The sequence below is a fragment of the Pseudoalteromonas sp. J2K-J979 genome (genome assembly GCF_058169715.2).
This window is the reverse complement of the sequence record NZ_CM200281.1, coordinates 2006934-2020238: the sequence shown is the minus strand read 5'-3', so window position 1 is coordinate 2020238 and position 13305 is coordinate 2006934. Positions and strand designations below refer to the sequence as shown.

Sequence of the window (13305 nt, the reverse complement as noted above, 5' to 3'; positions counted from 1 at the left end):
CCGTGCTAGTCATGGGCTTGATTAATCGATGGAAGGTAAAAATAAAGGGGCCTTTCTCACCGGTTGAGCTTGCTCGAAGCCGAATGCCATTTCAATTAATTTTCCTTCTTGATACTGGCCTGAAAAAAAAGATAATCCCAGAGGTAATTCAGCGTAATAGCTCATCGGCACAGTAATAATTGGATACCCAGCAATCGCCGAAGGTGAAGAACTTGCGCCGCCAAAATGATCGCCATTGATGGTATCAATGACCCATGCAGGGCTGTTTGTTGGTGCGATGAAAGCGTCCAATTGGTGAGTTTTCATCAGCGCATCGATACCGTGTGTCCGTGCTTTGTCAGCCACTGTGTTTTTAGCATCAACATAACGTTGTTCGTTTAACGCACCTTTATCATTGGCCATTTCATATAAAGTTTGATTAAACGCAGGAAATGTAGGTACAAGTGCTTGATTAAACGCAATCAATTCAGACAAACTTTTGGTGTTTACTTCCTGATTTGTGTTTTTAAGATACTGATTAATCTCATTTTTAAACTCATAAAGTAGGATGTCAAACTCGGCATCACCCAGCTCATTTTGATAGGGTAGCACTAAGTTATCCACGATGATCGCCCCTTGTTGCTTTAAAATTGTGAGAGCGTGCTCAAATGCTTTGCTTGAATGGGGATTAAACTCGCTAATGTTGCGTGCGATTCCGAGTCGTTTGCCGCGTAAACCATGAGTAATCAAATGTTCGCGGTAGTCAACGGGTGTAAATGAAGGTGGCTGGGCGGCATCATTGTGATCTACTGCGGCTAAAACTGAGAGTAAAATAGCTACATCCGTTACGGTTCGGGCCATAGGACCAGGTGAATCTTGAGAAGAAGAGAGTGGGATCACTCCTTGTCGAGATACTAAGCCAACGGTTGGTTTGAGGCCAACTAACGCGTTATGTGCCGAAGGACACGTGATTGAACCGTCGGTTTCTGTGCCGATTGCTGCCAGCGCCCAATTTGCGGCGACAGCGACGGCCGAACCTGAACTAGAACCGCAGGGAGTACGGTTGAGCACATAGGGGTTGCGAGTTTGCTTACCAACCTCACTCCAGCCACTCGAACTGGCAGTGCTGCGAAAATTGGCCATTTCACTTAAATTTGTTTTACCTAAAATAATCGCATCCGCTTGGCGTAATTGTTTAACTAAAAAGGCATCATGCTTTGCTTGATTATTAGCAAGCGCCCGGGCACCTGCGGTTGTGGCCATGGGGTCTTTTGTTTCAATATTGTCTTTGATTAGAATAGGCACTCCCGCTAAGAAACCGAGTGTTTCACCTTTACTTCTTGCTATATCGAGTGCTTTTGCGTGCGCGATCGCTTCAGGGTTTAGGGTGATCACTGCATTGAGCTTCATTCCTTGCTGATTGTTGGCACTGATCCTATCGAGATAAAACTGTGTTAATTGAAGATAAGACAGATCTCCATTAGCCACTTTTTTTTGCAGTTGTATAATTGATAATTCATCAAGAGGGTGAGGCGTTTGTTGTGCATGTGCCAAACTGAAAAATGCGAAACATATCACTGTAAGAGCGGGTTGATAAAGTAGGCTAAATTGCATTGGGTAAACTCATTTTTTTATTATGAGTTAGTTTTATACGATGCGTAGAAGATATACAACGAACAGAGCAACAAAATAAGTAAAAAACAGTTACAGTGAGCGGTAAACGCCTGTTAACAGGCGTTTACATTATAGTGTGATTAGATCACCTGACTGAGTGTGTCGGCAACCTGATATTCATTAAGTACAACAAATTCTGCTTTTTTGAAAAAATTGAACTCGGTTGCTGTCGCGCTGGTGTATGCGCCCATCATACGGCCAATAATTAAATCACCGTTGTTTAATTTGGGCAGCATAATACTGTCAGCAATAACATCAATGCTGTCGCATGTTGGGCCTGCTAGTACGCTTTCAAATCGTTCACCTTGCCAATGCAGTGCATCAACTGGGTAGTGACCCGCATCAAACATAATGCCACTGAACGAACCATAGATACCATCATCTAAGTAATACCAAATTTTACCATCACGCTCGGCTTGACCCATGACAGAAGCCACGCTCGTGACTGAAGGTGCGACAATGAACCGTCCAGGTTCAGCAATTACTTCAGCATAAGCAGGTAGAGCTGTCAAAGCCTGGCGAATGGGTGTACAAAACTCATCGATTGGCAGCACGTCTTGTGTGTAACTCACCGGAAACCCACCACCAATGTCTAACGTCTTCAGTAATGGCAAGCCAAGAGCTTCAACCTGAGCAAAAACATCAATACAGCGGCTGATAGCGAGAACATATTTATCAGGGGTCGCAGTTTGTGAACCAACATGAAATGATAAACCACGTACTGTGATATTAAGCTGATGCGCATACTCAATAATCTCAATCGCTTTATCAGGACTACAGCCAAATTTCTTAGACAGATCGGCAAACGCTTGTGCATTAGGAAAACTTAAACGGACTAAAATTTCAGCTTGCTCGGTATACGGAATGAATTTTTCAAGTTCATTGATATTATCGACAACAAATGTCGTGCATCCATATTCCAGCGCCGCTTTAATATCACTGTCACGTTTGATTGGGTGGGTGTGAATAGTTTTGTTTGCAGGTACGCCTTGGCTCGCCACTAAATCAATTTCGCCATTAGTTGCTAAGTCAAAATAAGCGCCTTCATCTAGCAGGGTACTGACAACCGCAGGGTGAGGAAGCGGCTTAAGTGCAAAATGTAATTTGACATTCGGGAGTGCAGCCTGAAGTGCACGATATTGATTACGCACGACGTCGCAATCTAAAATCAATAAAGGTGCGCCCATACGAGCAACTAAAGACTCGATTAATTCAACTTCTGATAAATCTTTGGCTGCAAAAGAGGTAAATTCAACGGCGTTTTTTACTGGGGTGACTGTCATGTCAACTCTCCGATTAAAGTAAAATTACTAACAAAACCTTGCTGGTTTGAGCTATTTTTCAGCAATAACTCTTAAGCGTTAATTTCACTCTTGGATAGTTGCTCTATCGCCTGGCCGCAAAAAAATGCGATGTACTCGGATTGGCTATCAACAAGAAGCAGCGCAATAATATTGAAAAAAAGGGAGGATGCAACCTTTTTTTTATATTTTAGCAAATAAATATAAATTCATTATGGCTGCATATCTATGGAGGTGTAGAAAGATTTCGGGCTGAAACTAGAAGCCTTTTTTGCTGTATAACGTCACTTTATCAGAGACGAGTGTCACAGAAATATTTTTGCTTTCACCACCCCACGTACAGTTAGTGTGTAAGGTTTTTTCTTCACACTGATCGGCAGAGCCTAATAGGGCTTCAATCTCTACTTTGTCCATTCCGACTTCTATTTGCTGGTAATGCTCGATATCGACTTTGCTACAACCAACGAGTGCTGCAGAAATTGCAGCAAGAACGATTAATTTTTTCATAGCGTTTTCCTTTAATGTTTGAATTTTCGGATTTGGATAATTAAGCCAAATTTTGGATGATCTAAGTAGTGGACATCACCACTGTACACGCGGCGAAACTGTTCGAAATATGCACTTTCAAGTTCGCCTGATAATGCATTTGGGGCTAAATAATTGAACTCAGCATTGATAAATAGATAGTGCTGAACATAGATTTGGATGTGCCCATCAATTTGCCAAAGTGCAGGGAACGAAAGGGGGGCAGGTGTTTTCTGATTGAGTAAAAAAGGCAATAAATCGTCAGAGTGTGTTTGGGGCTGAGATGATGTGCCATCAATAAAACTCATTTGTGCTTTATTTTCGAGTTTCTTACCCGCTAAAACGCGATAAATAGGCGCGCGCTTTTCGGGAGCTTCTGGAAATCGCCACCCGGTATGAAGCAGAGGTTTGAGCCCCTGATTTTTCAAACGTTGCATGACAGGGTTAAATTGCAATTGCTCTGGTGCTAGTACATAAACCGAATCCATATGATCAAAAGGCTCAGCCGCTAAAACCTGCGGAATACGTTCAAGGTGTGTTAAATATTCACCGTGTTCAGGGCAATCGACAGATTGAATCACTTGGCGAGTGCTAATTAAAGCATCGTCAACAAAGATAGGACGTGCGTTATTTAAACAGGCTGTTAATTGTTGTTGTTCAATCTGATCGATGAGCAAATTTTGGCTCTGCGTGTGGTCGATAGGTTTGATATCAAAAGAAAAATCTTCACGTAATTCGGGATCTGACTTTTGTTCAAAAATGATGATTTCAGCCTCAAACCAACGCGTGGCTTGTGTCCAAGTTGAACAAATGAGGAGCGGCAAGCACCATAAAGCACAAGTAAAACGATTTTTCATATTAATTAACTTACCTTGTGTGCAAAGTCATTAAGCATATTATTCATTAACGTCAAACGGGCAGCACTGTCGGGTTCTTCGATATTAAATCGTAACTTATTTGCGCCTTCCATTCTATAAACCTTTGGATTAGTTTGTAAAAGGCCGATGATAAAGCGTGGGTCAACTTTAGTTTGCGCGCCAAACTCAATAAAACCGCCTTTAATATTGGCTTCGATTTTATTGATGCCAAGGTGCTGGGCCTTCAGTTTGAGTTGTTGCACAGCGAATAAATTTTTAGCCGGTTCAGGTAACAAGCCAAAACGGTCGATGAGCTCGACCTGTAACTCATCGATTTGTTCATTGTCTTGACAGCTTGCAACACGTTTATACAGGCTCAAACGAGTATTGACGTCATAGATATAATCGTCGGGTAGCAGGGCAGGGATTTTTAAATCTACATCTGTTTGTTGTTGTAGCAAGTTTTCGAGGGTTGGCTCTTTACCTTGCTTGAGTGCTTCGACAGCTTGCTCAAGCATCTCCATGTATAACGTGAAGCCAATTGATTGTATTTGACCACTTTGATCATCACCGAGCAGCTCTCCGGCACCCCGAATTTCTAAATCGTGGGTAGCCAGAGCAAAACCTGCACCTAAATCCTCAAGTGATTCGATTGCATCAAGCCTTTTTGCTGCATCTTTAGAAATAGCTTTTGGATCTGGAATCAACAAATAGGCATACGCTTGGTGATGGCTTCGACCCACGCGGCCACGAAGCTGGTGCAGTTGGGCGAGACCTAGTTTATCGGCGCGATCGATTATAATTGTGTTGGCTGTGGGCACATCAATCCCAGTTTCTATGATTGTTGTACAGACCAATACATTGTATTTTTTGTGATAGAACTCTGCCATTAAGTGCTCAAGTTCACTTTCTCGCATTTGTCCATGCGCGGTGGTGATGCTGGCTTCTGGCACGAGTTCAGCCAAATCTGCAGCCGTTTTTTCGATGGTTTCAACGTTATTATGTAAATAATAAACTTGGCCGCCACGTTTGATTTCACGCAAAATTGCTTCGCGTTTTAAATCGGCTTCACCTTTGCGAACGAAGGTTTTAACCGCTAAACGCTTTGCGGGTGGTGTGGCAATAATCGATAAATCGCGCATACCACTCATAGCCATATTGAGCGTACGCGGGATCGGAGTGGCAGTTAAAGTCAGAATATCAACATCGGCACGTAATGATTTGATCTTTTCTTTTTGCCTGACCCCGAAGCGGTGTTCTTCATCGACAATCAACAGACCCAGATCTTTAAAATTAATCCCTGATTGAATGAGCTTGTGTGTTCCAATCACAATGTCAACCTGGCCAGATTCGAGTTTCTTTAACACTTCATTTTGTTCTTTGGTGGTTTTGAAGCGAGAAAGTACATCGACTTCGACGGCTAAATTAGCAAAGCGATCTTTAAAATTTTCATAGTGCTGCTGGGCCAATAACGTCGTCGGTACTAACACTGCAACTTGTTTACCTTCGTTCACGGCAACAAAAGCAGCCCGCATGGCCACTTCTGTTTTACCAAAGCCTACATCGCCGCAGACTAAGCGATCCATTGCTTGCGCGCTTTGCATGTCAGTCAATACTGCAGAGATGGCATTTTTTTGATCGTCAGTTTCTTCAAATGGGAAAGTATCGACAAATTGTCGATACGCTTGTTTATCATGCTTAAAGGCATTACCGAGTTTGACTTTGCGTTTTGCGTAAATATCGAGTAATTCAGCGGCGACATCGCGCACTTTTTCGGCGGCTTTTCGTTTAGCTTTTTCCCATACATCAGAGCCTAGCTTATGCAGGGGGGCGCTACTTTCTTCGCCACCAGAGTAACGGGTTAGCATATGCAGTGCGGAAACAGGCACATACAATTTTGCTTCGCCAGTGTAAGAAATGGTCACAAATTCAGTTTGCACACCAGCTGCATCAAGAGTTTGTAATCCTTGGTAACGACCTACGCCATGATCAAGGTGGACAATCGGCTGACCAACTTTGAGTTCGGCAAGGTTGCGGATAATAGCATCTTGGCTGGCTTCGTATTTGTGTTTACGGCGACGACGTTGCGATACTTTTACGCCGAGTAGTTCTTGCTCTGTAATTAAAGATAAGCCTGGTTTACCCGATAAAAAGACGCTTTGTTCAAGTGGGCAAACAATTAAACCGGTATCTGTCTCGCTATGTGTAAAGCCTTCGAAACTGTCAAAAGTGGTGACTTTAATGCCAGTCGGTTTAAATAAACTTAAAAGAGACTCGCGGCGACCCTCACTTTCGACACAAAACAGTACTCGGTTTTTTTGCTTTTTCTGTGTCAGTAAATAATCAGAAATAGCGGCAAAAGGAACTTTAGCTTGATGATCAACCCGAATGTTATCAATCAGTGTGGCGTTTAAATTATGATGGCCTGCTTTGGTCCCTAGGGTTGCCTGTGATAATGCGATGCGAGAAAATCGACCGATGTTGGCAAACAGTTCTTCAATTGGTTGATACAGTGCAATGGGCGCAAGTAATGGGCGTAGCGGATCCACTTTACGGTTCTCGTAGCGTTTTTCGACATCTTGCCAAAACGTTTTTGCGCTGTACTCGATATCACCGAGTGTCATCATCACCGTATCATCAGGTAAGTAATCAAATAAAGTGGCAAGTTTATCGAAAAATAAAGGCAAGTAATATTCGATGCCCGCAGGCCAAGCCCCTTTAGAGACTTGCATATAAATGGAATCTTGATCACTGGTAGCGCCAAACTGCTCTCGGTAGGCAATCCGGAAAGTTTCAATGTCTTTATCTTGCGTCGGGAACTCATGGGCAGGCATTAAATCAATTTTTGCGATGGGCTTACTTGAGCGCTGTGTTTCAACATCAAATAAACGAATGCTGTCAATTTCATCATCAAACAAGTCAAGGCGAATGGGCTCTTTGCTGCCCATGGGATAGATATCGACTAATGAGCCTCGAATCGAAAACTCTCCATGCTCCATCACTTGCTGTACATTGAGGTAACCAGCACCATCGAGGTTTAAACGCAATTGTTGCGGGTCAATTTTATCGCCTTGTTTAAAAACAAGTGTATTGCCATAGATGAATTGGGCAGGAGCTGTACGCAACATGAGGTTAGAAACAGGTAATAATAAAATGCCTGTTTTACTTTGTTTTAAACGATTTAAGGTGGCTAATCGCTGTGAAATGATATCTTGATGAGGCGAAAAGTGATCGTACGGCAGAGTCTCCCAATCAGGAAAAACCATCACACTGTGATCGGGGAGTAAATATTCAAGTTCCGCTTCTAATTTTAATGCGCTTGGTGTATCTGGGGTGATTAAGACGACTAACGAGTCATGATTTTTTACACCTTGAGCGATGGCAATACTGAGCGCGCTGCCGGTTAATTGTCCCCAGTGGATTTTATCTTTGGCCGATTTAATCCAAGGTAATTGTGCCCAATGTGTAAGTGCCATTCAAAACTCCGTAGCAAAGTAAGGTAACGTCGCGCGTTTGGTTATTTTTATATAAAAGGCCATCAAAGCATGGCCTAGTGCAGATTAATCGCGGTAAATCTTTAGTAAATCTTGGTAATGATCAATGCGTCGGTCACGCAAATATGGCCAAATTCGGCGAATATCTTCACTGCGCTGCATATCAAGTTCAACGCTCAATATTTCATCCTCTTTTGCACCCGCGTGTGCGAGGATTTCGCCTTGTGGCCCTGCAATAAAAGAATTGCCCCAGAACAAAATACCGTCTGAACTTTCACTTGGATCACTTTCATGGCCGACCCGGTTACAGCTGATCACCGGAATGCCATTGGCAACAGCATGTGCGCGCTGTGAAATAACCCATGCATCACATTGTCGAGTTTGTTCGTCGATATCATCACGTGTATCCCAACCAATGGCGGTCGGGTAAATCAGAATTTCTGCCCCAGCCATGGCCATTAAGCGCGCAGCTTCAGGAAACCATTGATCCCAACAGACTAACACACCCAACTTGCCAACAGAGGTTTGAATGGGTTCAAAACCTAAATCACCCGGTGTGAAATAAAACTTTTCATAAAACCCCGGATCGTCTGGAATGTGCATCTTGCGATATTTACCAGCAATGGAGCCATCGGAGTCTAATACCACAGCAGTATTGTGATATAGACCTGTGGCACGCTTTTCAAATAAAGACGCAACAATGACGATTCCGAGCTCTCTGGCTAAGGCACCTAACGTGTCGGTGCTCGGGCCTGGAATGGTTTCGGCTAAATCAAATAAGTCTGTGTCTTCTGTTTGACAGAAATAAAGGCTGCGATGTAATTCTTGCAAAACGACTAATTTAGCACCTTTGGCTGCGGCCTTTTTGATCCCGTCTTGAGTCTTTGCGAAGTTATGTGCTAAATCAGCACTATTGCTGTGCTGCACCAGAGCAACATGTAATTTTTTAGTCATAAGGTTACCTTAAAAAACCGCTCGGCAATTGCATCGATATACAATGTAAGCTTCCAAATTGATGAATGAGGGGTAAACAATCCACACCAATCACGGTGTGTTCAGGGTAGGCTTTAGCCACTTGTGCTAGCGCCAGTGCATCATTGTTATCTTGATATGTTGGCACTAACACAGCACCGTTGATGATAAGAAAATTCGCATAGGTAGCGGGTAATCGGTCACCATGGACATCGTATTTTGCACTTGGCCAAGGTAAAGGCACTAAGTTAAAAGCGTTATTTTCTTTGGTACGCAAGGCTAAAAGCTCTTGTTCCATCAAATTAAGCTCTGTGAAGTGGCTATCTTCTTTATCGTCACATTTGACATAGACTAAGGTATTGTCTGGTGCTAGGCGTACAAGTGTGTCGATGTGGCTATCAGTATCATCACCTTCAAGATGGCCATGATTGAGCCATAAAAAGTGTTCAATGCCTAATTTTTCACTGAGTAACGCTTCGATATCGTCTTTCGTCAGAGTTGGATTACGATTGGTATTCAATAAACAAATCGACGTTGTTAATAAGGTGCCTTGGCCATCAGATTCGATTCCGCCTCCTTCAAGCACCATATCGATAGTTTCATAGTGAGCATGTGTATTAAGTACAGCCTTACAGACGGCTTGGTTAATGGCATTATCTTGTTTAGCGTCAAACTTATTGCCCCAGCCATTAAATGTGAAGTCGAGTGCGCGGACAGTCCCGTCTTCTTGGTAGACACTAATTGGGCCGTGATCTCGTGCCCAGGTATCATCAACTGGCGTAACTACAAATGTAACTTTAGATAAATCAAGCTGATACGAAGCGAGCAATTGGCTGACATGCTGCTTTAATTGTTCGTTATGAACCACCAACACCAATGATTGGAAAGTAAGAATATGGCGGCAAAGATCAAGATAAACAGGTTCAACATCCGATAAAATGGGTGCCCAGTCTGTATCTGCGTGTGGCCAAGTAAACATAATGGCATCTTGTGATGCCCATTCAGCAGGGAGTGTGTAAGCCATAAATATAGGTTAGCTAAGGTAAATAGGGCGATATTTTAGCATTAAGTGACACGCTGTCAGCAACTTTGTCCAATAAAATCTGCATTTAGCTAGTGGGACGATGACGCTCTCGCAACTGACGCGACTGGGCATGTAAACTCGCTCTGACCATGAGCTCTTGATCTTCAGGACGTATTTGGCAAAAAGCCAAAGTATAATGCCACCCAGATTCATGGGGCTGCTTTAAAATGATTTGGCTATAGCAAAATACTGCGGCCGCTTCGTGATGAAGAAAGAGCTTGCTACAAAAGTGTTGACCTAACTCAAACTCAGTCTCGTCAAATATGACTATGCCCCCCCCGCCATAAGAGATTGTTTGAGATTGTTGTTCATCTTGATGCTCAGTGGCGAGTATATGCGCCATGATTAAGTCTATTTTGCGTGACTGTAATTGTAAAAATTGGGCCAATTCATCCGCGAGATCCCCTAAACCCCTTAAAGGGCGTAATGCACTTTGTTCGAGCGTATTGACTTCATTTGCCAATTTAAATAATGGTGGGATGGTCATTTCGAGCGTGTGAACATCACAGGGAACCTGGTGAGGAGAAACAGCTTTGAGATTAACGTTAATTACTTCTTGGATTTGAAAATACTGTTTAAACACATCAAGTTGTTGGTTAGACATAAAAAGCCACTTAAGATTTACTAATCTATTGATTATGCTTATGTTAGCGAGCATCAAAGAAAATAGCTAGTTCACTTTGACTGCTTTACGTTATTGTGCCGCTGAGCAACAAACTAAATCAAGATTTATAGAGAGTAGGCGATGATCCATTTAAGTTATTCAGATGACAACGAAGGCGACATCAGCAATCAATTACGAGCGAAAGTCATTGAGTTCAATCAACAGCACTTTGAAGTCAAGCAACGATTCCCCATCGCGATTTCAGCCCACAATGAGCAGGACGAATTAATGGCAGGAGTCAGCGGTCATACATTTGGCCATTGGTTGATGATTGAATGGCTCTGGGTCGATTGTGCGTTACGAGGCCAACAATTAGGCAGCCGATTACTCCAAGCAATTGAGAAACAAGCCACTGTAAAAGGATGCAACAAAGTGATGGTCGATACGTTAGAATTTCAGGCCCCTTATTTCTATCAAAAACACGGTTATCAAGAAGCATTTCATTACGATGGTTATCCTACAAACGGAAAACGTTATTATTTTTTTAAACCATTGGATGAAGTGTCAAGATAACGCGATAAAATAGGCGTTGAATCAAATGTACTCACTTTTTGCCAAAGTGCATGAGCGATATCTGTTTGAGCATCGTAAAACTGATAAGAAAAAACTAAATATCCATGCTTGATCACCAGTGGCGGAAACAGCACAACAAGATCAGTGTATTCAGACTGAGGAAGATGAGGTAATGCTTCATTAATTTGACAAAGACTCAGCGCTAAATCAACTCGCTTTTCTTTTAACAGCCGCTGTGCGGTATTGGCAGAGTCGGTTTGGACGACTTTAATCGGTAAGGGTTCGAGTTGTTCTAAGCTTGAATATCCAGCTGGTAGGGCAATGCTCGGCTCGACTTGTCCGCTTAATGAGTGACCATTCCAAATAATGTGAGTATCAGATCGTTTAATAAAACATGTCCCATGTGCACTCAATGCACGAGAAGAATCGATGTGATCATTTATTTTTGGGTAAACCCCGAGGATCTCTCGCTTAATTTGATGACTGGCAATCAGTGCATCGACTTTATTTAGCTTCAAATCATTTAAACAGCGCTTCCAAGGCTGACGAATAAATGTCAGCGATAAAGTAGGTATCTCTTGGGTTACATGTTGCAGTAACTCGATCGTCGCTCCTGGGTTTTGGCTTGGGGTATGGCTTCCTTTTCCTAAAAAGTACGGAGCGAGCTCTTTATCTTCATAACAAAATAGCAGTTTGACGGGGTGCTCAGTGCTGGCAAAAAGCGTTATTGAATACACGTACAGTATAAACAAGAGGTATTTCACATGTGATCACTTTATTTATTAGCCATGTATACAGGTTAGACAATAACCTGCTAAACGGCAGAATTTCTTTTAATTGAAAGCAACTCGTGGATTTTAAGGTCTGGTTAGTTATGAAAGAAATCCTCAAAGGTCAATTATGAAACAAAAATTAATGTCTTTATTATCTTACCCACTGATGTATGTGTTGTTACTAATCTTTTCGATGGGCATACAGGCAGCAGAAACGGCGACAAAACACCAAGCCACAGACCATATTGAAAAAATAATTCTTGGCTCAGGCTGTTTTTGGGGAGCTGAGAAGCGCTATCAACAAATTGAGGGGGTTCTGAATGCTGTCTCAGGTTATGCCGATGGTCAAGGAGTGTCGCCAACCTATAAAGCAATTACAAAACGCAGTAATAAATATAACCCAAATAATCATGGAGAAGTTGTCGAAGTGACGTTTAACCGCAACATAGTCAGTGTCAGCACCTTGATAAAGCACTTTTTCGAACACCATGATCCGACCCAACTCAATCGTCAAGGAAACGATATTGGTACTCAGTACCGGTCTATTATTCTGACCACGACAGATGAACAACTGCGCCTAGCACAAGAATTAAAAGCACAATTCCAGCCGTTATTAACAACACAAGGATTTGGCGAAATCGTAACTGTAATCAAACCCTTAGATGTTTTTTATCGGGCCGAAAGTTACCATCAAGACTATTTAGCTAAAAATCCGAATGGCTATTGCCCAGATTTAAGAACGGGCGTGACATTTACACAAACAGACACGGTTGCAGTAAAAATTGATAATACACCTTTGTTACAAGGACAGCACATTGTCGTGATAGAGGCGCAGGGCTATTGTCCATACTGTGAAAAATTTAAAAAAGATGTCTTAAATGACTACAAAGGTAGTATTCCCGTTTCTACGCGCTTAGCAAGCCAGCTTGATGGATTAACACTTAAAACGCCGACTTGGGCGACACCCACTATTTTATTTATTGAAGATGGGAAAGAGGTGTTTGGGCGTCAGGGTTATTTGAGCCCAGATGAGTTTTATTTGTTATTAGGTCGATTCAAGCTCAAAGACAGTGAAGCGTTTAATGTTGCTTTTGATGAGGGAACGGATGGTCGCTTTTGTAAAGAATATGAAATTTTTAAAAATACTCCGGATGGAGTGTTTATCGATAAATTAAGTGGTGTTCCTTTGTTTGACACGCGCCATCGCTTTAACTCTGGTACAGGTTGGCTGTCTTTCACTCGGGCTTTGCCCAATAGTGTGATTGAAAAAGCCGATAACCGGTATGGTATGCAGCGCACTGAAATCCGCTCAAAATCATCAGGAATTCACTTAGGCCACGTGTTTGATGATGGACCAAATGGGCAGCGTCGATTTTGTATCAATGCCACCGTTTTAGAGTTTAAGCCTCGGGTATAAAAGGTTAACAAACTGTTTAATACACGTTTTCCATCATTATTTCTCAAAGCAA

General features: G+C 42.4%; 11 protein-coding genes. 2 read left to right on the top strand and 9 right to left on the bottom strand.

From position 1 onward, the window contains the following. Positions 1-21: 21 nt before the first annotated feature. The 8 genes from AC3KVK_RS09245 to AC3KVK_RS09210 form a co-directional block, all read right to left on the bottom strand. On the bottom strand, positions 22-1593 hold the full coding sequence (locus AC3KVK_RS09245; RefSeq protein ID WP_490313015.1) for an amidase: 1572 nt from the start codon (positions 1591-1593) through the stop codon (positions 22-24). A gap of 140 nt (positions 1594-1733) precedes the next feature. Next, entirely contained in the window at positions 1734-2936 is a 1203-nt protein-coding gene (locus AC3KVK_RS09240) for a type III PLP-dependent enzyme (protein WP_490313016.1), read from the bottom strand. Between the two features lie 276 nt (positions 2937-3212). Next, a complete protein-coding gene (locus AC3KVK_RS09235) occupies positions 3213-3461 on the bottom strand; it encodes a DUF3862 domain-containing protein (RefSeq protein ID WP_490313017.1) in 249 nt (82 codons plus the stop codon). Between the two features lie 11 nt (positions 3462-3472). Then, positions 3473-4336, bottom strand: coding sequence for a CsiV family protein (locus AC3KVK_RS09230; protein WP_490313018.1), 864 nt, complete (start codon positions 4334-4336; stop codon positions 3473-3475). 5 nt (positions 4337-4341) lie between these two features. Continuing rightward, positions 4342-7812: a transcription-repair coupling factor gene (gene mfd, locus AC3KVK_RS09225; RefSeq protein ID WP_490313019.1), complete on the bottom strand. Its 3471-nt coding sequence runs from the start codon at positions 7810-7812 to the stop codon at positions 4342-4344. 84 nt (positions 7813-7896) lie between these two features. Next, positions 7897-8784, bottom strand: a complete 888-nt coding sequence (locus AC3KVK_RS09220) for a carbon-nitrogen hydrolase (RefSeq protein WP_490313020.1) — start codon at positions 8782-8784, stop codon at positions 7897-7899. A gap of 4 nt (positions 8785-8788) precedes the next feature. Further along, positions 8789-9826, bottom strand: a complete 1038-nt coding sequence (locus AC3KVK_RS09215) for an agmatine deiminase family protein (protein WP_490313021.1) — start codon at positions 9824-9826, stop codon at positions 8789-8791. 85 nt (positions 9827-9911) lie between these two features. Next, a complete protein-coding gene (locus tag AC3KVK_RS09210) occupies positions 9912-10490 on the bottom strand; it encodes a PilZ domain-containing protein (protein ID WP_490313022.1) in 579 nt (192 codons plus the stop codon). A gap of 141 nt (positions 10491-10631) precedes the next feature. Here AC3KVK_RS09210 and AC3KVK_RS09205 point away from each other — a divergent pair, with 141 nt between their 5' ends. Continuing rightward, a complete protein-coding gene (locus tag AC3KVK_RS09205) occupies positions 10632-11063 on the top strand; it encodes a GNAT family N-acetyltransferase (protein ID WP_490313023.1) in 432 nt (143 codons plus the stop codon). Here the strand turns inward: AC3KVK_RS09205 and AC3KVK_RS09200 are convergent. Beyond that, the gene (locus tag AC3KVK_RS09200) at positions 11027-11827 is read right to left on the bottom strand and encodes a transporter substrate-binding domain-containing protein (protein WP_490313024.1); all 801 of its coding nucleotides are present in this window, start codon (positions 11825-11827) and stop codon (positions 11027-11029) included. The genes AC3KVK_RS09205 and AC3KVK_RS09200 overlap by 37 nt on opposite strands. A gap of 136 nt (positions 11828-11963) precedes the next feature. On the opposite strand from AC3KVK_RS09200, the gene msrA reads away from it, so the two are divergent. Then, positions 11964-13253, top strand: a complete 1290-nt coding sequence (gene msrA, locus AC3KVK_RS09195; protein WP_490313025.1) for a peptide-methionine (S)-S-oxide reductase MsrA — start codon at positions 11964-11966, stop codon at positions 13251-13253. The last annotated feature ends 52 nt before the right edge of the window (positions 13254-13305 follow it).

Coding starts and splice junctions, on each gene's coding strand:
- msrA (WP_490313025.1), top strand. CDS start 11,964: ATGAAACAAAAATTAATGTCTTTATTATCTTACCCACTGATGTATGTG.
- AC3KVK_RS09240 (WP_490313016.1), bottom strand. CDS start 2,936: ATGACAGTCACCCCAGTAAAAAACGCCGTTGAATTTACCTCTTTTGCA.
- mfd (WP_490313019.1), bottom strand. CDS start 7,812: ATGGCACTTACACATTGGGCACAATTACCTTGGATTAAATCGGCCAAA.
- AC3KVK_RS09210 (WP_490313022.1), bottom strand. CDS start 10,490: ATGTCTAACCAACAACTTGATGTGTTTAAACAGTATTTTCAAATCCAA.
- AC3KVK_RS09205 (WP_490313023.1), top strand. CDS start 10,632: ATGATCCATTTAAGTTATTCAGATGACAACGAAGGCGACATCAGCAAT.
- AC3KVK_RS09230 (WP_490313018.1), bottom strand. CDS start 4,336: ATGAAAAATCGTTTTACTTGTGCTTTATGGTGCTTGCCGCTCCTCATT.
- AC3KVK_RS09220 (WP_490313020.1), bottom strand. CDS start 8,784: ATGACTAAAAAATTACATGTTGCTCTGGTGCAGCACAGCAATAGTGCT.
- AC3KVK_RS09245 (WP_490313015.1), bottom strand. CDS start 1,593: ATGCAATTTAGCCTACTTTATCAACCCGCTCTTACAGTGATATGTTTC.
- AC3KVK_RS09215 (WP_490313021.1), bottom strand. CDS start 9,826: ATGGCTTACACACTCCCTGCTGAATGGGCATCACAAGATGCCATTATG.
- AC3KVK_RS09235 (WP_490313017.1), bottom strand. CDS start 3,461: ATGAAAAAATTAATCGTTCTTGCTGCAATTTCTGCAGCACTCGTTGGT.